At 68.3% G+C, this 22,262-nt stretch carries 18 protein-coding genes; 6 read left to right on the top strand and 12 right to left on the bottom strand.

Translation table 11 applies throughout. The features are described from left to right. Nucleotides 1–8: 8 nt before the first annotated feature. A complete protein-coding gene (locus HUJ28_04345) occupies nucleotides 9–185 on the bottom strand; it encodes a hemin uptake protein HemP (protein ID MBD3618681.1) in 177 nt (58 codons plus the stop codon). Between the two features lie 290 nt (nucleotides 186–475). On the opposite strand from HUJ28_04345, the gene HUJ28_04340 reads away from it, so the two are divergent. Further along, nucleotides 476–1,456 (top strand): ABC transporter substrate-binding protein, encoded by a 981-nt coding sequence (locus tag HUJ28_04340; protein MBD3618680.1) that lies wholly within the window; start codon nucleotides 476–478, stop codon nucleotides 1,454–1,456. An 80-nt stretch (nucleotides 1,457–1,536) separates the two neighbouring features. Beyond that, a complete protein-coding gene (locus HUJ28_04335; protein MBD3618679.1) occupies nucleotides 1,537–4,356 on the top strand; it encodes an EAL domain-containing protein in 2,820 nt (939 codons plus the stop codon). A 16-nt stretch (nucleotides 4,357–4,372) separates the two neighbouring features. Here the strand turns inward: HUJ28_04335 and HUJ28_04330 are convergent, their stop codons facing one another. Next, nucleotides 4,373–5,956, bottom strand: coding sequence for a CHASE domain-containing protein (locus HUJ28_04330; protein ID MBD3618678.1), 1,584 nt, complete (start codon nucleotides 5,954–5,956; stop codon nucleotides 4,373–4,375). Nucleotides 5,957–6,022: 66 nt separating this feature from the next. On the opposite strand from HUJ28_04330, the gene HUJ28_04325 reads away from it, so the two are divergent. The 3 genes from HUJ28_04325 to HUJ28_04315 are packed head-to-tail and all read left to right on the top strand — an operon-like array spanning nucleotide 6,023 to nucleotide 7,970. Beyond that, nucleotides 6,023–6,433, top strand: a complete 411-nt coding sequence (locus tag HUJ28_04325; protein ID MBD3618677.1) for an Rrf2 family transcriptional regulator — start codon at nucleotides 6,023–6,025, stop codon at nucleotides 6,431–6,433. 26 nt (nucleotides 6,434–6,459) lie between these two features. Beyond that, nucleotides 6,460–7,551, top strand: a complete 1,092-nt coding sequence (locus HUJ28_04320) for an alkene reductase (protein MBD3618676.1) — start codon at nucleotides 6,460–6,462, stop codon at nucleotides 7,549–7,551. 41 nt (nucleotides 7,552–7,592) lie between these two features. After that, nucleotides 7,593–7,970: a DsrE family protein gene (locus tag HUJ28_04315; GenBank protein MBD3618675.1), complete on the top strand. Its 378-nt coding sequence runs from the start codon at nucleotides 7,593–7,595 to the stop codon at nucleotides 7,968–7,970. 144 nt (nucleotides 7,971–8,114) lie between these two features. Here HUJ28_04315 and dauA read toward each other — a convergent pair whose 3' ends face one another. From dauA to HUJ28_04300, 3 genes are all read right to left on the bottom strand, one after another. Further along, on the bottom strand, nucleotides 8,115–9,866 hold the full coding sequence (gene dauA, locus HUJ28_04310; GenBank protein ID MBD3618674.1) for a C4-dicarboxylic acid transporter DauA: 1,752 nt from the start codon (nucleotides 9,864–9,866) through the stop codon (nucleotides 8,115–8,117). Nucleotides 9,867–10,100: 234 nt separating this feature from the next. Beyond that, on the bottom strand, nucleotides 10,101–11,018 hold the full coding sequence (locus HUJ28_04305; GenBank protein ID MBD3618673.1) for a c-type cytochrome: 918 nt from the start codon (nucleotides 11,016–11,018) through the stop codon (nucleotides 10,101–10,103). Continuing rightward, nucleotides 11,015–11,611 (bottom strand): cytochrome c4, encoded by a 597-nt coding sequence (locus HUJ28_04300; protein ID MBD3618672.1) that lies wholly within the window; start codon nucleotides 11,609–11,611, stop codon nucleotides 11,015–11,017. Before HUJ28_04300 ends, HUJ28_04305 begins: the two co-directional genes overlap by 4 nt. 345 nt (nucleotides 11,612–11,956) lie before the next feature. Here HUJ28_04300 and HUJ28_04295 point away from each other — a divergent pair, with 345 nt between their 5' ends. Next, entirely contained in the window at nucleotides 11,957–12,709 is a 753-nt protein-coding gene (locus HUJ28_04295; protein MBD3618671.1) for an MBL fold metallo-hydrolase, read from the top strand. A gap of 31 nt (nucleotides 12,710–12,740) precedes the next feature. Here HUJ28_04295 and HUJ28_04290 read toward each other — a convergent pair whose 3' ends face one another. The 7 genes from HUJ28_04290 to HUJ28_04260 all read right to left on the bottom strand — a co-directional run bounded on the left by HUJ28_04290 (nucleotide 12,741) and on the right by HUJ28_04260 (nucleotide 22,228). Continuing rightward, nucleotides 12,741–13,397 carry a glutathione S-transferase family protein gene (locus HUJ28_04290; protein MBD3618670.1) on the bottom strand — a complete coding sequence of 219 codons (657 nt, stop codon included), beginning with the start codon at nucleotides 13,395–13,397 and terminating at the stop codon, nucleotides 12,741–12,743. Between the two features lie 89 nt (nucleotides 13,398–13,486). Continuing rightward, nucleotides 13,487–14,152: a Crp/Fnr family transcriptional regulator gene (locus HUJ28_04285; GenBank protein ID MBD3618669.1), complete on the bottom strand. Its 666-nt coding sequence runs from the start codon at nucleotides 14,150–14,152 to the stop codon at nucleotides 13,487–13,489. Between the two features lie 255 nt (nucleotides 14,153–14,407). Then, the gene (locus HUJ28_04280; GenBank protein MBD3618668.1) at nucleotides 14,408–15,019 is read right to left on the bottom strand and encodes a hypothetical protein; all 612 of its coding nucleotides are present in this window, start codon (nucleotides 15,017–15,019) and stop codon (nucleotides 14,408–14,410) included. Between the two features lie 27 nt (nucleotides 15,020–15,046). Further along, nucleotides 15,047–15,646 (bottom strand): patatin-like phospholipase family protein, encoded by a 600-nt coding sequence (locus tag HUJ28_04275; GenBank protein MBD3618667.1) that lies wholly within the window; start codon nucleotides 15,644–15,646, stop codon nucleotides 15,047–15,049. Next, on the bottom strand, nucleotides 15,643–16,932 hold the full coding sequence (locus HUJ28_04270) for a TlpA family protein disulfide reductase (GenBank protein ID MBD3618666.1): 1,290 nt from the start codon (nucleotides 16,930–16,932) through the stop codon (nucleotides 15,643–15,645). The genes HUJ28_04275 and HUJ28_04270 overlap by 4 nt, the downstream gene beginning before the upstream one ends. A 32-nt stretch (nucleotides 16,933–16,964) precedes the next feature. Further along, nucleotides 16,965–20,477, bottom strand: a complete 3,513-nt coding sequence (locus tag HUJ28_04265; protein MBD3618665.1) for a translocation/assembly module TamB domain-containing protein — start codon at nucleotides 20,475–20,477, stop codon at nucleotides 16,965–16,967. Continuing rightward, nucleotides 20,474–22,228 (bottom strand): outer membrane protein assembly factor, encoded by a 1,755-nt coding sequence (locus tag HUJ28_04260; protein MBD3618664.1) that lies wholly within the window; start codon nucleotides 22,226–22,228, stop codon nucleotides 20,474–20,476. Before HUJ28_04260 ends, HUJ28_04265 begins: the two co-directional genes overlap by 4 nt. Between the last annotated feature and the right edge of the window lie 34 nt (nucleotides 22,229–22,262).

Here is a 22,262-nt window from a genome sequence, read left to right as displayed (position 1 = left end):
AGTCGGTCTTACTTGGTCAGGATCAATTTTCCGGTGCGGGTGCGACGCAGTGTGTACACCTCGCCCTCGTGTTCGATGTGCAGCGGCTGCCCCTCGGGCAATAAACACCGGCTGCTGACCACCCGCCGGGTGGCCGAATCGCCCCCGTCCTCCCGCGGTGGCCGGAATTCGCGTCTCTCGGTCATCACTCGTCTCCCTAGGCCCTGTATCGACTGCCCTCATCGGCCCATCCCCGATGTCGGGCCGGCGGCATGGCAGCGAACACTAAACTAAATACGAATCATTATCAAGTGCATATCAAGACAGTGCCTTGCTGACAGCCGCCTCGCGCCTTGAGCCGGCGGGCCGGCTGGGTCACAATCGGTCAAAACAAATACAAACAACCGGACTCTTCATGCGCGAAGCAGGACGGCCCGCATCATCGGGCCCCAGGGAGACACATCGCGCCGGGCGGCAGACGCGGCACGGTTTCGTCCTGCTGTTCACCCTCATCACCCTCCTCGGGCTTGGCGCCTGCCAGGCCCCCGAGCCACCCCTGCGGGTGGCGACGAGTCAGTGGATCGGCTACCAACCCCTGCACCTGGCCGAGGAACACGCGCTCTTCCCCGCCGAGCAGATCCGGCTGGTGAGTTTCAGCTCCAATACCGAAACCCTGCGCGCCTTTCGCAACGGCAACGTGGAAGTGGCGGCCCTGACCCTGGACGAGGCCCTGCAGCTAAGGGACGTCGGCCACGACGCCCGGGTCATCCTCGTCATGGACTATTCCGAAGGGGCGGACAGCATCGTCGCCCGCCCGGACATCGAACGCCTGGAAGACCTGCGCGGCCGGCGCGTGGGCGTGGAAAGCACCGCGGCCACCGCCTACCTGCTCTCCCGCGCCCTGGAATTCGGCGGCCTCACCGCCGACGACATCGAGGTGGTGCACCTGCATGTCTCCCGGCAGGAACAGGCCTGGCTGAGCGGCCAGGTCGACGCACTGGCCACCTACGAGCCCCTGCGTACCCGCCTGCTGGAACAGGGCGCCCGCGAGCTCTTCAGCAGCCGCCAGATGCCGGGCGAGATCGTGGATGTGCTCGTCACCCGCGCCGAGGTCATCGAGGAACATTCCGAGGGCCTGACCCGGCTGATCGCGGCCTGGTTCGCGGCCATCGACTACCTGGGCGATCACCCACGGGATGCCGCGGACTCCATGGCACGGCACGCCGGCCTGTCCCGGGAAGGCCTGGAGCAGGCACTGACGGGCATCCACCTGCCATCACAGGCGGAGAACTGTCGCCTGCTCGCGCAGGGCGGCGAGGCACTTCAGCCCCCTGCCCGTCGTCTCTACACGCTGATGCAGCAGCGTGCACTGGTGTTCAGTGAACAACCGCCAATCGAACAGCTCTTCGACGACCGCGTGCTGCGCGGGCTGGACTGCCACCCGGAACCCCGCGACCGCAAGGAGGGCGCGTCGTGAAGTGGCTGTACCGCTATCCACTGGCCGTGACGCTGCCGCTGCTTCTGCTGCTGGGCACGCTGGCCCTGGCGGGCATCTACATGATCACGCTCATCAACGGCCAGCAGGAATCCATCCGCCACAATGCCGAACGCGAGCTGGCCGACGAGATCAGTCGCCTGCAGCGACTGGGGCAGTCCCTTATCGAGCGCGGAAGCCTCGTCCGCCTGCAGGAGGAGATCGCCGCCTTCGGCCCGGACATCCGGGTGAACCTGGCCCTGGCAATCGACCAGGACAACCGCATCCTCGCCTCCCTGGAACCCTTCGACCGCGATCACATCCTCGACGACGGCCTGGGCAAGGCCGCTTCCCCGGCCGTTGGCAAGACACTGACAACCCTCCTGGCCGAGGCGCGCGAGCGGCGGGCGGCACAGGTCGCGCACGTCGACGGGACCAACAGCCTGCTCGCCGTCGCCCCGCTGGAGATGCCCGAGACGGCCACCCGGCTCGGCCCCCGCGAGCAGGGCGCCGTGGTGCTGGCCTGGAGCCTCGCACACCCCTTTGCCCAGGCCCGTCATGCCGCCCTGAACACCGGGCTCATGCTGCTGCCGCTGCTGATCGCCGCCTACCTGGCCATCTGGTGGCTCCTGTATCAGGTGCTGGTCCGCCGGCTGGCCAGCCTCACCCGCACGGCCGAGCGCATCGCCGACGGCGCGGGCGAACTGCGCGCCAGACTGGGCGGGCGCGACGAGGTCGGGCGCCTGGCCGAATCCTTCAACCGCATGACCGACGCCCTGGCCGCCGAGCACGCCCAGGTAGAGGACAGCGAGCGCCGCCTGTCTCTGGCGCAAAGCTACTCCCACATCGGCAGCTGGGAATGGGACATCGCCAGCGACCGCGTGATATGGACCGACAACACCTATCGCCTGTTCAACATCACGCCGGTCGGCTGCGAGGTGACCTATCAACGCTTCATCGCCGCCGTGCATCCCGAGGACCGTGCCCGCGTGGAGGCGGCGGCCCGCAATCTGCTGGAACAGGGCAAGCCCTACGAGGTGGAATACCGGGTGGCAGGTACCGACGAGACCTGCTGGCTGATGGGCCGCGGCGACGTGCTGCGCGACACGGCGGGCAATCCGCTGCGCATGTACGGCATCGTGCAGGACATCACGCAGATGAAGGCCGCCGAGGCGGCACTCTACCGCGAGAAGGAACTGGCCCAGGTGACCCTGGCCTCCATCGGCGACGGCGTGATCACCACCGATACCGAGGGCCGCGTGCGCTACCTCAATCCGGTGGCCGAATACCTCACCGGCTGGAAGACGCCGCAGGCGGAGGGCAAACCGCTCACCGAGGTGTTCCACATCATCAACGAGCTCACCCGCCAGCCGGCCATCGACCCGGTGGCACGCTGCCTGCGCGAGGGACGCATCGTCGGCCTGGCCAACCACACCATCCTGGTGCGCACCGACCGCCGCGAATTCGCCATCGAGGATTCGGCGGCTCCGATCCGCGACAGCGACGGCAGTATCATCGGCGTGGTGCTGGTGTTCCACGACGTGACCAAGGCGCGGGAGATGGCCAACCGCCTGAGCTGGCAGGCCAGTCACGATGCCCTCACCGGCCTGCACAACCGCATCGCCTTCGAGGAAAAACTCCGCCAGCTCACGCGCTTCCCGGAAGGTGCACGCGAGGCCGCCCGGCACACCCTGCTCTACATCGACCTGGACCAGTTCAAGGTGGTCAACGACCTCGCCGGCCACGTCGCCGGCGACGAACTGCTGAAACAGATCGCCGGGCTCATGCAGGAACAGGTGCGCGACACCGACATGCTCGCGCGCCTGGGCGGCGACGAATTCGGCGTGGTGCTCACCCACTGCGACATCCAGCATGCGCAGCGCGTGGCCGACGCCATCCACCGCACCTTCGACGACTTCAAGTTTGCCTGGGACGAGCGCGTGTTCCGTATCGGCGCCAGCATCGGCGTGCTGGAGTTCCGCCCGGGCGAGCAGTCGCTCACCGACCTGCTGAGTGCCGCCGACATGGCCTGCTACGCGGCCAAGAACGCCGGCCGACGCCGCACGCACATCTACGAGGCGCAGGACGAGAGCCTGCAGCGTCACCGCCACGAGATGGACTGGGCCACCCGCATCAACGACGCGGTGGAGGACGACCGGCTGGTGCTCTATGCACAGACCATCGAGCGTCTGGGCAATGGCTACATGCCGCCCGGCCTCGCCTTCGAGGTGCTGGTGCGCATGCGTGACGACGACGGCGAGCTCATCGCCCCCGGCGTGTTCCTGCCGGCGGCCGAGCGTTTCGACCTCATCTCCATCGTGGACCGTTGGATCATCACCCGCGCCTTCAGCATGGTGGCCGACTGCACGCGCCGCGAGGACACACCGCCCATCGCCCACTGTGCCATCAACCTCTCCGGCGGCACGCTCAGCGACGAGACCCTGCTGCCCTTCATCAAGACCCAGCTCAGCCTGCACGACCTGCCAGGGCAGATGTTCTGCTTCGAGATCACCGAGACCGCCGCCATCTCCAACTTCCAGGCCGCGCTGCGCTTCATCCGCGAGCTGCGCGCCATGGGCTGCCGCTTCGCCCTGGACGACTTCGGCTCGGGCCTCTCCTCCTTCTCCTACCTGAAGAACCTGCCGGTGGATTATCTCAAGATCGACGGCACCTTCGTGCGCGGCATCAGCACCGACCAGGTCAACCGCACCCTGGTCGGCAACATCAACGACGTCGGCCACCTGCTCGGCAAGCACACCATCGCCGAATACGCCGAGGACGAGGCCACCATCGAGGCCCTGCGGGAACTGGGTGTGGACTACGCCCAGGGCTACGGCATCAGCCGCCCCGAGCCGCTGGAGAATCTGCTGGCATACTGCCGGGAAAACGAACCGGTGAACTGAGTGCCAAGCCGGGCCCTCAGCCCGGCTGCACGGGGAGTTCGATATAGAAGGAGCTGCCGCGTCCCACGATGTTGTAGGCGCCCAGCACGCCCCGATGCTGCGCGATGATCAGGCGGCTGAGACTCAGGCCCAGACCGCTGCCACCGGCATCCCCCGCCAGCAGCGTCACCCCCGAGTCGCGCAGGACCGCCGCGAGTACCTCCTCGTCCAGCCCCGGCCCCTTGTCGATCACCTCGATGCGCAGGCGCTCGTCGATGCGCGAGGCATGCAGGGTGATGGTCGAGCCCTCGGGAGAATGACGGATGGCATTGCCGAGCAGGTTCACGAGCACCTGCGCCAGCCGGTGGGCATCACCCCAGATCGTCTCCTCCGGCGCCAGATAGGACTCCACCTCCACATGGCTGTGATACTGGCTCAGCAGGGGCTCCACCTGCTCCAGCGCATCATCGATCACCCCCTGTACATGACACCGGGCGAAGGCATAGGTGATGCCGTCCGCCTCCAGCCGCTTGATGTCGAGGATGTCGTCGATGACGCGCCCCAGGCGTGCGGAACCACGCCCGGCCTGGTCGAGCAGCGGGCGTGCACGGGCGTCGTCCCTGCGTACCGCATCGTCCGCCAGCTGCTGCAGCGCCGCCTCCAGTGCCGAGAGCGGCGCACGCAGCTCGTGTGTCATGTGGGAGAAGAAACGCGTCTTCACCGCGTTGGCCTGCTCGGCCTGGCGCTTGGCCGCAGACAGGGCACCGAGCGAACGCAGCAGGGCGAACACCAGCAGCGATACCAGCAGCGACAACATCAGCCCCGCATACAGGGCCAGGCGGGAGGCCTCGCCCGACGGCTGCCAGCCATCCGCCGGGTAGGCCGCGAGCTGCCAGGTTCCCTGGGGCAGCTGGATGGTCGAGAGCAACGCATCCGGCCGCGCGAACAGATCCGGATCACCGTGGATCATGGCGCCCCGCGCACCTTCGCCATCGCGTCCGCGCAGGGCAAAGCGCAGGCCATCCCCCCGCTCGGCCATGCCGGTGCGGGCAATGAAGGCATCCACATCCAGCACCAGGCTGGCCAGGCCCCAGTACCGCGTCTGTTCGCTGTCCAGGAAGATGGGCGTGCGGCTGATGAAGCCGCGCCCGCCCTGCACCAGGTTGACGGGTCCGGCGATCACGGTGTTGCGGCTGGCAATGGCGCGCAGCACCCCGTCACGCTGCTCCGGGCTGTCCATGTAGCGGAAACCCAGCGCGGCCTCGTTGCCGGCCAGCGGTGCCATGTGCGTGATCACGTTGTCACGGGCCAGGGCGATGTTGCGCAGATGCGGGGCGCGCCGCAGCAACCGGGCCGCGATTGCATCGAACTCCGCCTGATCGAGCTGCGGATTGGTCGCCACGTACACCACCAGGCCCAGCGTGAGATTGAGGGTGGTCCCCACCTCGTATTCGATGCGTGCACGGATGGCCGCCGATTCCTGGGCCACGGCGGTACGCAGACCGGCGAGTTCACGTTCGCGTTCCAGCTGGTGGAGATACAGGCTCAGCGCCAGGCAGGCGGAGAAGACGATACCGACGAGGGAATAGATCAGGCCGGGATGTTCGATACGGGCGGGCATACCCCATCATAACTGGGGCATTACGGGACTTGCATTCCCTATAAAAGCAACTATACAGGTTACATTATGACGGCGAATACCCGCTTCTCCATGGCGGTACACATCATGACGGCACTGGCCTATCTCGATGCCAGGACCTCGTCGGAGCTGCTGTCGCAGACGGTGAACACCAACCCGGTGGTGATCCGCCGCCTGCTCCGCGACCTGGCGCTGGCCGGCCTGATCCTGGCCGAGCGGGGCAAGCACGGCGGGTTCCGCCTCGCCCGCGACCCCGCCACGATCAGCCTGCGCGACATCCATCACGCCGTGCAGGCCGGCCAGCCGCTGGTCGGTCTGCACGAGAATCCGGAAAACGTGCAATGCGTGGTGAGCTGCAAGGTACGACCGGCACTGGCAACCCATCTCGCCCACGCCCAGCAGGCCTTCGAGGCCTCGCTCGCCGACACCTCGCTCGCCGACATCGTCCAGGCCATGTAACCCACCCCGCAACCCAAGGAGTCCCCATGAGCTCGCAACGCCCGATCTTCGAACCGGCCACGCTCGGGCCGCACCGACTGCAGAACCGCATCGTGATGGCGCCGATGACACGCAACCGTGCCATCGACAACCGGCCCGGCGCACTCATGGCCGAGTACTACGGGCAACGCGCCTCGGCCGGACTCATCATCACCGAAGGCACCAGTCCCTCGCCCAACGGGCTTGGCTACCCGCGCATCCCCGGCATCTTCTCCCCGGCCCAGGTCGAAGGCTGGCAGGCAGTCACCGCCGCGGCACATGCCGGCGGGGCGAAGATCTTCGTCCAGCTCATGCACACCGGGCGCATCGGCCATCCCCTCAACCTGCCGGCAGGCGCCCGGGTGCTGGCACCCTCGGCCATCACCGCCGCGGGCGAGATCTACACCGATGCCCAGGGGCTGCAACCCCACCCGCAACCCGAGGCCATGACCGCCGACGACATCGCCACGGTACGCGAGGAATTCGTGCAGGCGGCGAGAAATGCCATCGCCGCCGGTTTCGACGGCGTGGAGCTGCACGCGGCCAACGGCTACCTGCTCGAACAGTTCATCCGCCCGACCAGCAACCGGCGCGAGGATGCCTATGGCGGCCCCATCGAGAACCGCGCGCGACTGCTGCTGGAGATCGCCGAGGCGACCATCGCCGCCATCGGTGCGGGCAACGTCGGCATCCGTCTCTCCCCCTATGGCGTGTTCAACGACATGCCGCACTACCCCGGGATGGACGCCGACTACAGCTGGCTGGCCGAGCACGTCGGCCGACTGGGACTCGTCTACCTGCACCTCGTCGACCACTCGGCCATGGGTGCGCCCGAGGTACCCGAACACATCAAACAGACCATGGCCGAGCGCTTCGGCGGCCCCGTCATCCGCTGCGGCGCCTACGACCCCGCACGCGCCCAGGCCGACCTCGACGCCGGCCGTGCCGCGCTCATCGCCGTGGGGCGCGACTTCCTCGCCAACCCCGACCTGCCCACTCGCTGGCAGCAGGGCGCGGCGCTCAACCCGCCCGACCCGGACAGCTTCTACACGCCGGGGGAGAAGGGCTATACCGACTACCCGGTCCTCGGACAGGCGTAGCCAACCATCGCAAGACCACCCACAATCGCAAGGAGCAGACCATGAACGACCAGCAACCCGCCGACCTCGTCGTCATCCTCATCACCGGCCCCGAGAACCCCAGGCGCCTGCCCTCGGCCTTCTTCCTCACCGCCACCGCGGCGGCCGCCGAGCAGAACGTGATCCTCTACCTCACGGGCCCCGCCACCGAACTGCTGAAAAAGGGCGTGGCGGAGACGATCCATCCCATGGAAGGCGGCAAGAGCGTCGCCGAATTCATGAAACTCGCCACCGACAACGGCGTTCAGGTCATCGGCTGCCGCCAGTCGCTCGAACTCAACGGCATGAGCGAAGATGACCTCGCCATGGACCTGCCGCTGCTCACCCCCAGCCAGGCCCTGCCGTCACTGGGTGCCGCAGGCAAGGTACTGACGTGGTAGGAGGAGTTAGGAGTCAGGCGTAAAATCCAGGCGCCACAGAGGGCACAGAGGACACAGAGGTAAAGCGGGCTATGTGCTTTCTCTGTGGACTCTGTGCCTTCTGTGGCGCATAGACTTTCGCCTTCCAACTTCCAACTTCCAACTTCAATCCCCTCCCACCCAGCGTCGCGCCACCTTCAGGGCACTGTCGATGTCGCGTGCGTAGGTCAGCACACCGCGTGTCTTGCGCACGCCGGCACGACGCAGCTTGGTGATGAGGCGCGGATGCAGGCCGGCAAAGACCAGGCCCGTCCCGCGGCGGGACATGGTGTGGAGCATGCCCTCGATGGCCACCATGCCGGTGGCGTCCAGACTGGTCACGTCGCGCATGTCCACGACGATGATCTTCACGTTGCCGTCCACGAGCTGCAGCACGTCCAGGGCCTTTTCCGCGGCACCGAAGAACAGCGGGCCGTTCATGTCGAACACCGCGATCTCGGCCGGCAGGTCCTCCGGCAACTGCAGCTCGCGTGACTCCATGCGCCGGGCGCCGGTGATCTGCGCCATGCGCCGGATGAACAGTGCCGCGGCCAGGCCGATCCCCACCGCCACGGCCAGCACCATGTCGAACAGCACGGTGAGCCCGAAGCTGGTGAGCAATACCGCCACGTCCCCGCCCGGTGCCGCACGCAGGGTGTGGAGAAAATGCCGGGCCTCGCTCATGTTCCAGGCGACCACGAGCAGCAACGCGGCGAGCGCAGCCATCGGCACCAGGCCGAGCAGGCCGGCCAGGCTCATCACGGCCAGCAGGATGGTGAGCGAGTGGAACACGGCGGCCAGCGGCGAGACCGCCCCGCTGCGGATATTGGTCGCCGTGCGGGCGATCGCCGCGGTGGCGGTAATGCCGCCGAACAGCGGCGCCACCAGGTTGCCCAGCCCCTGTCCCACCAGTTCGCCGTTGGGGTTGTGCCGGGTCTGGGTGATCCCGTCCGCCACGCTCGCGCAGAGCAGGGATTCGATCGCGCCGAGAATGGCGATCGCGATCGCCGGCGCCAGCAGTTCGCGTATCAGCCCGAAGGTGATGACCAGCGGCTGACCATCCGCACCGGGCAACTGCCAGGGCAGCACGAGACCGGGCGCCACGGGCGGGATGCCACCACCTTCGCGCCCATCGATCATCCAGTGGAAATTCGTCGCAATGGTGCCAACGGTATGGCCATCCACCAGGTGGTTGATCACCCAGCCTGCCACCGCAGCCAGCACCAGCGCCACCAGCGGACCGGGCAGCGAGACCGGCAGGCGCGCGGAGATCCGCGGCCAGACGACGAGCACCCCCAGGGTAAAGACCCCGACAGCGAACTCGGCCGGCTGCAGGGTCGGCAGCCCCCTGACGACCAGCACGAGGTTGTCGACGAAGTGCTCGCCCGTACCCGCGACCTGCAGACCGAGAAAGCCCGGCAACTGCAGTGCTGCGATGACCACGGCAATCCCCGCGGTGAATCCCAGCACCACCGGATGCGGCACGTACCGGATCAGCGTCCCCATGCGGGTGACGCCGAGCACCACGAGAATCAGCCCCGCCATCAGCGTGGCGAGCATCAGCCCGCCGACACCGTATTGCTGCACGATCGGAAAGAGAATGGCGACGAAGGCGGCGGTGGGACCGGTGATGTTGAAACGCGAGCCACCCGCCAGGGCGGTGACGATACCGGCGATGATCGCGGTGTACAGACCATGCTGCGGCGGCACACCGATGGCGATGGCCAGGGCCATGGAGAGCGGGAGCGACACGATACCCACCGTCACACCGGCGAGCAGGTCACGCCGCAACTCGCCCGGGCCATAACCCGCCCCCCAGGCCGAACGCAACCCGGCGGCAAAGGCCGGCCAGTGACTCAGAAATGTTCGATAGGACAAGAGAGGGATCCGGCTGTCGGTATCAGGAGGGACTGGAATGCGAAAACATTAGCACCATCCATGACCTGTACGTGATGACCTGGGACAAGAAAGACGTTATTGCACTCGACCATCCCGACAAACATTACCTTGAGGTGAAGGCACGGACTTAGGGCCTATTACCGCTGATGCAGGACAAACTGGAAGAGAGGAAAGCCCTCTCTCCGCTTAACCGGGTCCCCAGCAGGAAAACGTCTACTCCAACGGGTTTGGATAGGAGCGTGTCCCCAGCGCCTGCCCGTCGATCTTGTCGCCATAGAAGCACTGGTGGGCGTGGAAGGTCTGGTCGGTGGCCTTGAGGTCGCCCTCGTGGCGCGGGTCCTGCGGGCGTTCGTGGCTGTTGATGTAGGCCGCCACGTCCCAGGCCTGCTGTTCGCTCAGGCTGTAGGGCTTGCCCAGCGGCATGTTGGAATGGATGAAGGCGGCCGCCGTATTGACGCGGTGCATGCCCGCGCCCCAGTTGTAGGAGCCCTCGCCCCACAGCGGCGGGAAGGCGACCTCGCCCTCGGCCATGCGCCCCATGCCGTCGTCGCCGTGGCAGATGGCGCACTGTGCCTGGAAGACCTCGCGGCCGCGCCGGATGTCCGGCTTCTTCTCCGGCGCATCCAGCTTCGGATAACCACGCCCCTCCAGCGCCACACCGGTAGGCGCCCCCTTGGCCAGCCAGTAGTGGTAGGTGATCAGCGCGGTGAGTTCGGGGCTACCGGATGGCGGCGGGCTGCCGTTCATGCTGTAGCGGAAGCAGCCCTGGATGCGCTCTTCCATGGTATTCACCCGGTCGTTCTTCTTCCGGTAGGCGGGATACATGGTATAGGCGGCCCACAGCGGTGCGGAGTCGGCGCGCCGGCCGGCATCGACATGACAGTTCACGCAGTTCATGTCATTGCCGACGTACTTGCCGCGTAGCTGCTGGGTGTTCACGAACAGGTCGCGACCGTAACGCACCATCTCACCGAACTGGTCATCCGGGATCTCGGACTCGGGCGGGGGCGTGAACCCGGGGGCATTGTCCGGCGAGGCGGGCAGCTCGACCTGATAGTCGCGCGTCTGCTCGGCAGCCAGCGTCGCGCTCAGGCAGAACGCGCAGAGAAACAGCAGGACCTGGCGAATCATGGCTTGTCTCCCGAGGTCGGTTTCACGGGGGGCTGGCCGGCGAAATACCGGGACACCGCCTCGATCTGTTCATCGGTCATCCGCTCGGCCACCACGCGCATGAGGTCATTGGCGTCGTTCTTGCGGGTGCCGCCCTTCCAGGCCTGGATCTGCGACCGGATATAACCCGCGTGCTGACCCGCGATGGCCGGGAAATAGGGATCGATACCACGCCCGCCGGGGCCATGGCAGCTGACACAGGCCGGGATGTCGTTGCCCCAGTCGCCACGCAGTGCGAGCTTCTCGCCCAGGGCGTTGTCATCGGCAGGCCCCTGGCTGCCGGTCGGTTCGAGCCTCGCGTAGTAGGCCGCCACATCCAGCATCTCCTGGCTGGTGAGGGCGGCGCCGAAGGGCTGCATGACCGGGTTCTGCCGTGTGCCGGCCTTGTAGTCCTGCAGCTGCTTGACGAGGTATTCGGCATTCAGGCCGGCCAGGCGCGGAAAGCCGGCCGCGGCATTCCCCTCGCCGGCGGCCCCGTGGCAACTGACGCAGGCCACCGCCCCCTTGCCATTGCCCTGCATGGCAATGGTCCGGCCCGCCGCCGCATCACCCATCGCCAGGGCGGCTGGGGCATGTAGCCCGAGCAGGGGCAGCAGGAACAAAAGACCTTTTGTCAGTCGCACTGGCATGATTGGCTCCCGATGTGCATTGCGTCTTGCGGCGTGGACAACATCCCGGAGTCTAGCAAACGCGTCACCCGCCGTGCGCGTCGCTGCACTCTCCCTTCTGCCCCTTGGCCGAATGCGTGTCGGGCGGCAGGACGCCGCTGCAATCCCCAAAGCCGGGGCCCGACAACCGCGTAGTTCGTGCTGAAACTTGAGTGCGGACGTCAGATACACAAGGATGCGGAAAGGCCTGGACTGACAGGCCGCGCACGCCCACAGCCAGAGGACGAGACCATGATCTTTCGCCAGCTTTACGAACCGGACTCCAGCACCTATACCTACCTGCTCGGTTGCCCGGATACACGACAGGCCGTGCTGATCGACCCGGCCTTGGATACGGTCGAGCGCGACCTGAAGGTACTGGAGGAACTCGGGCTGACGCTCGCCTGGACGGTCGACACGCATCACCATGCCGATCACCTGACCGGCGCGAGCGTGCTGCGCAGCCGCACCGGCTGCAAGGTCGCCTATCCGGCGGTGGAAATGCCGGCATGTGCCGACCTGGGGCTGAAGGAGGGCGAGCCGCTGACGGTGGGCTCCATCACGCTGCACCCGCTGTTCACGCCCGGCCATACCTCGCATCACCACTGCTACCGCGTCGACACCGATACCCACACGCTGCTCTTTACCGGCGATGCGCTGCTGATCGATGCCTGCGGACGTACCGACTTCCAGTCCGGTGATGCACACACGCTGTATCGCAGCGTGCACGACAAGCTGTTCAGCCTGCCGGACGATACCATCGTCTACCCCTGTCACGACTACGAGGGGCGTTACATCTCCACCATCGCTCAGGAGAAGAAGCGCAATCCACGCCTGGGCGGCGGCAGGGGCGAGGCCGAGTTCGTTGCCATCATGGACGGACTCGACCTGCCCTACCCACGCAAGATCGACTTCGCCGTGCCGGGCAACGAGCAGTGCGGCAAGTGCCCGCCGAACGTCCCGGAGGAATACCGCAGGCCCTGCGACCTGCACGACCAGGGGTGACGTGACCCTGGTGTGCATGCCTGCCTGATGCTCAGCCGAACAGCTGCGCGCCGTAGGGGCCGTGCGCGCGGATGTAGTCGCGCAGCAGGGTATCGAAGTCCGGCACCACCGAGGCACGCGTGGACGGGCGGGCCAGCAGCGCCCGGTGCCAGGCCGGCACCTTCTCGAGCCCGTCGTAGACGTCCAGCGCATGCCAGCCGTTCAGCACCTCGAAGCGCAGGAACAGCGGCGCGAGCGCGGCGTCCACCAGGCTGAAATGCTCACCGTTGAAGAACGGCCCGTCTCCGAGCAGGCTCTCGAGCTGCGCGAGCTTCTTCACCACCGCGTGGTGGTGCGTATCGAAGGCATCGTCGTCCACCGCCGTCATCATCTGGTACTGGTCGACGATGAGCGCCGAGCCGAACTCGATCCAGGCGCGGTTCTGTGCCTTTTTCAGCGGATCGACCGGGTGCAGCGAGGGCGGGTGGATCTCGTCGAGATATTCATTGATGACTGCCGACTCGAACAGCACGGTGTCGTCCACCCGCAGCACCGGGACCTTGCCGAAGGGCGAGATCGCCAGGAACCAGTCCGGCGGCTCGGCGAGGTCGATGTAGGTGATGTCGTAGTCCACGCCTTTCTCGATGAGGGTGATGACCGAGCGCTGGACGAAGGGACAGAGCTTGAAACTGACGAGTTGCATGGTCATTACGGCCTTTGCGTTTATGACGAATGGCGGCCCAGCTTACCGCTCGACGCCCGCAGGCGCGACCCGGACCAGGAACAGGCCTCTAGCATTCAATCCCCGCCCGAACGTGACTCATGCGCGATCAGCTCACGCAGGCGTTGCACCTCTACCCGGTAAAGATTGGCGGCCACCTTGTAGAGCAGCCGGTGTCGCTTGAATTCGGCGATGATGCGACTGGCGGTTTCCTTGGTAATCCCCACCACAGCCGCCATGTCGTCACGGTGCAGGAGCGGGATGTCGCCGTTGCTGTCGCCACCGATCTCCGCCAGCAACAGCAGCAGCTCGGCAATGCGCACCCGCGCCTTGCCGGTGTTCAGGTGCTTGATCCACTGATCGGCACGATCGATCTGGTACTGCAGCTGCTCGCGAATGCGGTCGCAGAGAGAGGGATAATGCGCTTCCAGGTCTCTCAGCGTGACCAGCGGAATGGCGCACAGGTCCACCTCCTGCACCGCAACGGCCGTGTGGCGGTAGCTTGCCCCCTTTTCCAGCAGCTCGAGACCGACCACCGCCCCCTTGCCGACCAAGCGCACGATGCGCTCGCCGCCTTCGCTGTCCTGCGATAGCAGCTTGACCAGGCCACGCCGGATCGAGAACACCATGCGTCCGGGGCGACCTTCATGGTAGAGGACGCTGTCTGGCGGGTAACGCTCGTTGTCGATCGGCTGCAGCAAATGGGCAAAACTCTCGGGCGGCAGCTGCGAAAACAGCATCATCCCGCGTATGCTGCAATGGATGCAGTCGGATCGCCCCTGCCATTCGTGATCGGTGCAGAAACTGGATTTCAGCAAGTGGTAAGACATGTGGCCGTCACCCTTTTCTGCGGCAATGCATTCAATAGTACCCCGTAGCCCCCTGATACCACTTTAGCCAGCTTCCCATCGATTGCCAGAATGATTTCAGCACCATGCTCGAAGGCACGATTATCTTTACATACAGGGCGATGCCGATTGACCGATGTCATTTTCCTGTCAGTGCCGGTCGAAACCCGGCGGCTGCCGGTACCAGGGGTCCGGGGAAAGCCCCATCTCGTAGCCGATGCCAAACAGCCGGTTCATCTCCGCGGTATCGAAGTACGGCGCCTCGGGGCGCGGGGTGAAGTCGTCCGGGATCGCCACCCAGCGGAACTCGAAGTCCTGCTCCTGGGCCACGGCGTAGATCTGGTAGAGGTCGCCGCGGGCCTGTGACTTGATGAACGAGGAGGTGGCGCGATCGACGATGTCGACGAGGTGACGCGGGGTCGGCTCCGGTTCGGGCACGATCTTGGCGTTGCGCAGCACATAGAGACGGGTCTGGGGCAGCGTCACCCGGTTGCGTGCGAGTTCCTTGCGGATGCGGGTGAGGTCGATGCTTGCCGCCGTGAGAAACACCTGGGCCTTAACACCGCCATCGACATGCATCTCGTCGTAACGCCGGCCATCCGCCTCCACCTCGATCAGCACCGGCGGGAACACGGCAGGGATGGACGAGGAGGCCAGCACGATCTTCTGGAACAGCGCCAGCGCCTGCGGGTGGCCGCTGGCGGCAATCGCCCCCATGTTCCAGATCACCAGGCGATCGGCATCCAGATTGGTGGTGCCCACGTAGAGCCTACGGCCTTCACGGTGCGCCTAGGCGACCTTTGCGAGAAAGGCCTCGTCGAAGTTGCGGGCGATGAGCCGGGCCAGCGGGGCGGTATCCACCAGGCCGTCGCTCCACAGCACGCTGAGCCAGCGGGCGCGGAAGATGTCGTCCGCACTGGTGCGTGTGAAGGCGGCCTTCATGGCCTCGTCCTGCCCGGGACCGAGAAAGACGAAGGGGGCGAGCAGCGCGCCGGCACTGATGCCGGTGACCACCTTGAACTGTGGGCGCGTACCCGCCGCCGTCCAGCCACAGAGCAGGCCGGCACCGAAGGCACCGTAATCTGCACCACCCGAGATGGCGAGGATGTCCGAACCTTCCCAGGGGTTGCGGCCGGCCAGCGTGCCGGCCAGATGCGCCTGCCGTGCGGCCAGCAGCAGGTCGTCCTCGAACTGCTCGCTGAAGCTGCCGGACCAGGCGCGCACCGCGGCCACGCCCGGCAGGGGCTCGGCGGCATTGGCGATCGGCGAGGGTACCGGCTGGCGCGGGAGTGCGCCGCAGGCGGTGAGCGCGAACAGGGCGAGCGCGACCAGCAGCCAGCGCAGCATGCCGGGCACGACCGCCCGGACCGCGAGAGGACGCGCGTTCATCCGGCCTCGTCCAGCAGGGACTCGATAGTCTTCAGCACCTCGGGCTCCAGCCAGTCGATGGCGCCGAACAGGGCATAGCGGATCTCGCCGCGGTGGTCGATCACGTAGCTCGTCGGATAGGCGAAGACCTTCCAGGCGTCGATGCTCTCGCCCGCCGGGTCGAGCAGCACGGGAAAGCGCAGTTCGTGGCGCTCGACGAAGGCCCGCACGTCGGCCTCGTCCTCGGCCAGGTTGACGGCGAGGATGGTGAAGGGGCGATCGGCATAGCGGTCGGCGAGTCGCTGCATGGAAGGCATCTCGTGCACGCAGGGCGGACACCAGCTGGCCCAGAAATTCACCAGCACCACCTCGCCGCGCCGGTCGGCCAGGTCGCGGGTACCGCCGTCCAGGCCTTTCAGGGCGAGTGGCGGAGGCTCGGGATCGCCGCGATAGGGGGCGAGCAGGCGCTCGCTGCGCCCGGTGCGCGAGCGCCGCTCGCCCTCGGCCATGGGCACGGCCGTGCGCGCCGCCGGCTGCGTCTCGAGCAGCGCAAGGGCATTGCGCAGCAGCCCCGGCAGTTCGTCAGCCGCTGCATGTTCGCGGTCCATGGCATCGGGGCGGAAGAAGTAGCGGTCGCGCAGGCCGGCGAGTCGGTGCGTGAAGACATCGCTGCCGCCGACCGCCAGCGCGGCCTTCAGGTCCGGCAGGCGTGGATGCAGGGGCGAGCGCTCGGGCTGCAGGAGATACAGCGGCAGGTTGGTGGCACGGGCAATCGGCAGGTAGCGCCCCTCCTCGCCGACCTCGGGCGTGCCCTCCAGGAGATAGGGACTGACCAGCACTGCCCCGCCCAGGCCCTCGCGCCGGCCGCCCCCGCGCTGCCAGCGCTGCGCGCCGTGGAGCGCGACCGCCGCCCCCTGGTCGTGCGAGACGAGAAAGACCTGCTTGCCGGTGGCCTCGTGCGCGGCATCGATCAGGGCGCCGACCAGCGTATCGGGAATCGCGTCGAGACTGCTGGACGCCACCGGCAGGAACCAGGTGGTGTAGGGATCGGCGATCCAGGATTCCACGCCCTCGGCCTGCAGCGCCCGCGCGGTCTCGTGATAGGCCTCCAGCACGCCGTACTCGGCCGGTATCCACAGGGCCAGGCGCCCGCCGTCGGCCGGATAAGTCGCCACCGGCACCTCGTCCCCGTCCACCGTCACCGTGCGTTCGGCGGCACTGGCCGGCAGGGCGAGGACGGCCCAGAGCATGACGCAGAAGAGGCAGGCGCCAGACAGGGCGAAGGCTGGTGAGTGATCCCGGGTCATGCGCTCATCCTAGCAAGAAGCGGGCACGGGGGTTAACGCTCGAGCCGGTAGATGAGGTCCATGCTCTGCGCCTCGCCACTGGTCTGGGTCTCGAGGTTGAGACGGCGCGTGAGCTTGTAGCGCAGCATCAGCGTAGAGGCCTGCTCGAACAGACCCACGGTATAGCGCAGGTAGAGCCGCGAGGAGAGATGCTTGCCGAGCATCAGCGCACTCTGTTCGAAGGCCCCCTCGGACTCGATGGCCACCTCGTCCAGCCCCACTGCCTCGCCGATCTGCCGGGCGGCCACCCCGCCCTGCTCCACGCCGAAGGCGGCGATGGCGGTCATCAGCACGCCGGCATCGGCCTCCGAGGCGCCGGACAGGGGGCGGCCAGTCAGCAGGTAGGCCATGGTCTCGCTGTCCTCCATGGCCGGCTCGGAAAAGAGGCGCGAACGCGGCTCCTGCAGGGTGCCCCCGATGGCGATGCCGGCCGTGACCGCGTATTCGGGCACGTGGCGCACCGCACGGATGTCCAGACCGGGATTGTCGGCCGGCCCCTGGAAGACCAGCACGCCGCGCTCCACGCTGAGGTCCTGCCCATAGGCCTTGTAGCGCCCCTCCTCGATGCGGATCTCGCCCTCTGCCCGCACCGGCTGTTGCGGCCGCTCCTCCACCTCGACCTCGCCGGCCAGTCGGGCGCTGAGGCCGAAGCCGCTCAGGCGCACCTGCTCGCCCAGCACCAGGCGCACCCGCGCCAGCACCTCCCAGGGCGAGGCCTCGGTGGGCGGCGCGTCCACGATCACCTGGTCGCGGGAGACGGACACCGCCGAGGGCGGCAGCTCGCGCAACTCGATGCGGGCCGTGGGGATGGTCAGACTGCCGTCGATCTCCACCCGTCGCCCCTCCAGCACCAGGCCGAGGTCGGGCGAGACCTGCACGACTGCCTCGGGACGTCGCACGGCCAGGAAGCGCTCGCCCGACAGCGTCAGCCGGGCCCAGGGCAGGCCCTCCGGACGCAGGCCGAGCTCACCCCCCAGCTGCAGGCGACCCTCGCCCGACTGCGCCTCGCCCTCCAGGGTGAGCCGGTCCAGCCCCCGGGCGCGGGCCTGCAGGCGCCCGTCCTCGATGACGATGCCGGCAGCCGGGATCTGGGCCCGCCCCTCGTCCAGCTGCAGGGTCCCGCTGAAATCCGGCTCCGCCAGCGTGCCGCCCAGGGCGAGATCCGCCGCCAGCCGACCGCCGACCTCGCGCAGTGCCGGGGCCAGCATCTCCAGCCAGCGCAGCTCGGCGAGACGCGCCTGCAGCTGGCCGGCGAGCCGGTAGCTGTCGCCCTCGGGTACGGCCTGAAGGCGTGCGCCGGCCTGCCCGCCGGCGGCGAAGGAGAGGCTGCCGGTGGCCTCCAGCGCCTGGTCACGCCACGCGGCCTCCAGGCTGGCCGCGCGCACGCGGATGCGCTCGGCCTCGCCATCCATCCCCTCCACGACGAGCGCGGCCCGGGTACTGCGGGCCTCGCCCAGCACCTCCAGGCCGGCCGCGTCACGCAGGCGCAGGTTGGCGGCGAGCGTGCCTTCCAGCCGGGCGTTCTCGGGCAGCCAGGGGTCGAGGCGCGCCAGCGGAAACTCCGTGAGGTCCGCCACGGCGCGGGAGCCGCCCTGCGGATCGCGCCCGCCCTCCAGGCAGAGCCGGGCCGCCGCCTGGGTGAGGCACAACAGCGACAGACTCGCCGAGTCGGCATCGGCGCCGAGCCCGGCCGGCGCGTCCAGGCGCCAGTCCCCCAGCCGGGTCCCGGCGAGGTCCAGGCGGGTGATCTGCCCGCGCCAGCCCAGGCCGCGCATGCCCTCGCCGCCCCCCCCGTCTGCCCCTGCATCGACGAGACCGCCGTCCAGCGCAAGCCCGAGATGTCCCTCGCGGGTGTCGGCATCCAGGGTCAGCCTGTGTGCCGCGCGCTGCCCCTGGCCCTGCAGGGCGGCGCGGGTCACCAGCCTCTCCCCGTCCCGGGCGAGCTCGTCAAGGACGGCGTCCAGGGTCAGCCGTCCCTCGCCCTGCAGGCTGCCGCGGGCCTGCACGGCGAGGCTCGCCAGCGCCCAGTCGGCATAGCCCATGGCCTGGCCGGTCAGCTGCAGGTCCACACGCGGCGCACGCCAGCTGTCATCCAGGCGGAGGCTGCCGACGAGCCGGCCCTGCAGGCCCGGCCAGAGGGCCGCCAGCTGAGGGGCGTTCACCGCGAGTCGCAGGTCGGGTGCCCCGCGGTCGGCCTCGCCACTCAGTTCCAGGCGGTTGCGCCCGACGCGCAGCTGCACGCCCGGTGTCACCAGCCGCTGTCCCTCCAGGCGCACACTGCCACGGGCCGAGACCGGGTAGTCGCGCAGCTGGCCGTCCAGCCGCTCGATCTCGAGGTAGGCGGTCGGCCCGGTGGCCGGGTCCAGGCGACCGTCGCTGCGCGCCTGCAGGTCCAGGCGGCCGTCCAGGCGCGGATCGAGGACGCCCGGGGCCAGGGCCTCGCCGGTGATCGCCAGATCCCAGGCCGGCATCTCCTGCCAGTCGAGCGCACCCGCCACCAACAGCCTGCCGATATCACCCGTGGCCTCCAGCCGCAGGTCGTCGATGCCCTGCCGGTTGCCCTGGCCCGCCAGCGTCAGCCCCTGGCGCGGGAACCCCGGCGGGGTCAGTGCCGTCGCCAGGGAAAACCGATACTCCGCCATGCCCCCCTCGGCCTGCAGGTCCCCGGCCTCGACGGCCAGTGCCTCGCCCCCGGCCAGCCGCCAGGCGAAGGCCTCCCAGTCGGCCGCCACGCGCCAGGCGGGCGCCGCCGTGAGCGGGTCGCGCAGCTCGCCCTCGGCGCTGGCGCGCAGCGGCCCGGTCAGCGCGTGCCGAAAGGCCAGGCGGTCGAGGTCGCCCGCAAGGTCGAGGCGACCCGTGAGCCGTTGCGCCTGCAGACCCTCGGCCACGGCCGCCGGGGCCTGCCAGCGCCAGTCGAGGGTCAACGCCACCGGATAGGGCATGGCCAGTCCCGCCTGGCCCGCGAGCCCGAGGGCCAGGCCTTCCAGCGCCACGTCCAGCTGACGGATGCGCAGCACCTCGCCCAGGACCGCCTCCAGCCGGACGGCCTCGACCCTCACCGGATCACCGCCGCCCGGGGAGAAGGCGAGCCGGCGCAGCACCACGTCGGACAACGAGAGGCGCAGCGGCAGGGCAATGGCCGCGGGCGGCGCAAAGGGGGTGTCGGTCACCGGCGCCTCGTCGCCCGCGGCGGTGACGATGTCGATGTCGTCGGCGTGCAGGCGGCTGACGGCCAGGCGGCCGGCAAACAGGGCCAGGGCATTGACCCGCAGCTCCAGGCGCTGCACACCCGCCGACAGCCCCGCCTGCTCGTAGCGCAGGCCCTCGAACTCCAGCCCCTGCAGAAAGCTGCCTCGCAGGCCCTCGAAGTGCAGCTCGCCCGGGGCCAGGGCCGCGCCCCGCTGCACCAGCCAGCGGCTGCCGGGCTCGGTGCCGAACAGCAGGGTGAGCAGGGTCGCCAGCACGATGAAGACGACGAGCAGCCCGTAGAGCAGACGCCGCATCACAGGTCCGGCCCCATGGTGAGGTGCAGACGGAAGTCGTCGTCGCTGTCCAGCGGGTGGGCGAAATCCACGCGGATGGGGCCGATGGGCGAGCGCCAGCGGATGCCGAGCCCCACGCCGGTGACGGGGTCGTAGTCCTCGTAGCGGTCATAGGCGTTGCCGGCGTCGACGAAGGCCGCCGCGCTCCAGCGGCCGCCCAGGGGGTGTTCGTATTCCAGGCTGCCGGTGAGGACGTGACGCCCGCCGATCACCTCGCCGCTGGCGTCCTGTGGGCCGAGCTTCTGGTAACCGTAGCCGCGTACGCTGTCGTCACCGCCGGCGTAGAAACGCACCGAGGACGGCAGCTCCACCAGCACGTCGGCCAGGGTCGCGCCGCCCTCCGCGCGCGTGATGAGGCGGCCCGTGCCCAGCGGCAGGATGAGCTTGGCCCGGCCGTGAAACTGGGCAAAGCTCACCGTCGAGCCGGCCTCCTCGTGCGCGCCCCGGGTACTGCCGTAGAGCTTCCAGCCGCTACGCGGATTGAGGGGGTGATCGGCATGCACGCGGGTGAGCGCGAAGCCGGGCATGAGCAGGTCGCTGCGGTCGGTGACCCCGGCCACGGTGTAGTCCTCGCGCTCGAAGTTCAGCGAGCGGGTCGCCACCCAGCCCGAGAGGTACTGCCGCGAGTGGCTGATGCCCACGCCGAAGATGTCGGACTCGGCCGTGTCGGTCTCCTCGGTCTGGTAGCGCGTGAGCAGGTTGATGCGTTCTCGCGTGGGGTCGGCCAGCGGGATCTCGTAGTTGAACCCCGCCCCCGAGCGCACCGGCGAGAGTTCCATGTCGAAGTGGTAGCGATGGCCCAACCGGTTGGCGTAGCGATTCTCGAAGCCCAGGCGCAGGCGGGGACCGATGTCCGTGGAGGCACCGATACCGACGAGGTAGGCGTGGCGCTTGCGCGGCGTCAGCGTGACCAGGATGGGCACGCGTCCCTCGGCCCGCGCCTCGGTCTCGGTGCGCACGCGCACCTCGCTGTAGTAGTCGCTGTCGACCAGGCGCTGCTGCAGGTCGATCAGCCGGCGGGCGTCATAGGGATCGCCCTCGGCAAAGGGCAGGAACTTCCTCACCCGCTCGGGTCGCAGGATGTCCTGCGCCAGGGTCACCTCGCCGAAGGCGTAGCGCGGGCCGCTGTCCAGGTGGATGACGGCGTCGGCCGCGGCCTCGCCCGTATCGATGCGCAATTCGCGAACGAGGATCCGACTGTCGAAATAGCCCCGGTCGGCGGCCAGGCGGGTGAGGCCCTTGCGCAGGTCCTCGTAGCGGTCATGACGCAGGGGGTCGCCGACCTTCAGCGGCGCATCGGCCAGCAGGGCATCGAAGGCCGGGTCCTCCGCCGCCGCCCCCGTCAGCGTCACGTCCACGCGGCGCACCCGCACCCGCTCGCCCGGTGTCACGCGCACGTCCAGACGCCAGCAGCCCTCCATACGACGCAGGTCCAGGGTGATCCCGGGCTGGTAGTAGCCGAAGGCGCGCAGGGCATCGCGCGTCTCCTCCTCGGCCCGGCGCAGCAGGGGGCGTTCGCGCCAGGCCACCAGCTCGCAGGGCTCGCGGGCGATGCTCAGGAAGGCGCGGATGTTGTCGGCCAGCTCGTCATCGAGGCCGGGGACGTGGATCTGCGGGGACTGGGCCTGGACCGTGCCGGCAAGCAGCAGCAACAGGCCGCCGAGCAGACCGGCACGCCAGCCCCGGATGGATGGACGCAGACGGGCGTACCTCATCGGAAGCGCCTGCGTAGCGGGCAGCGAATGGACG

Source organism: Chromatiales bacterium (assembly GCA_014762505.1).
GTDB lineage: Bacteria > Pseudomonadota > Gammaproteobacteria > SpSt-1174 > SpSt-1174 > SpSt-1174.
Note: the sequence above shows the minus strand (reverse complement) of the source record. Positions and strands in the feature narration are given on the sequence as shown.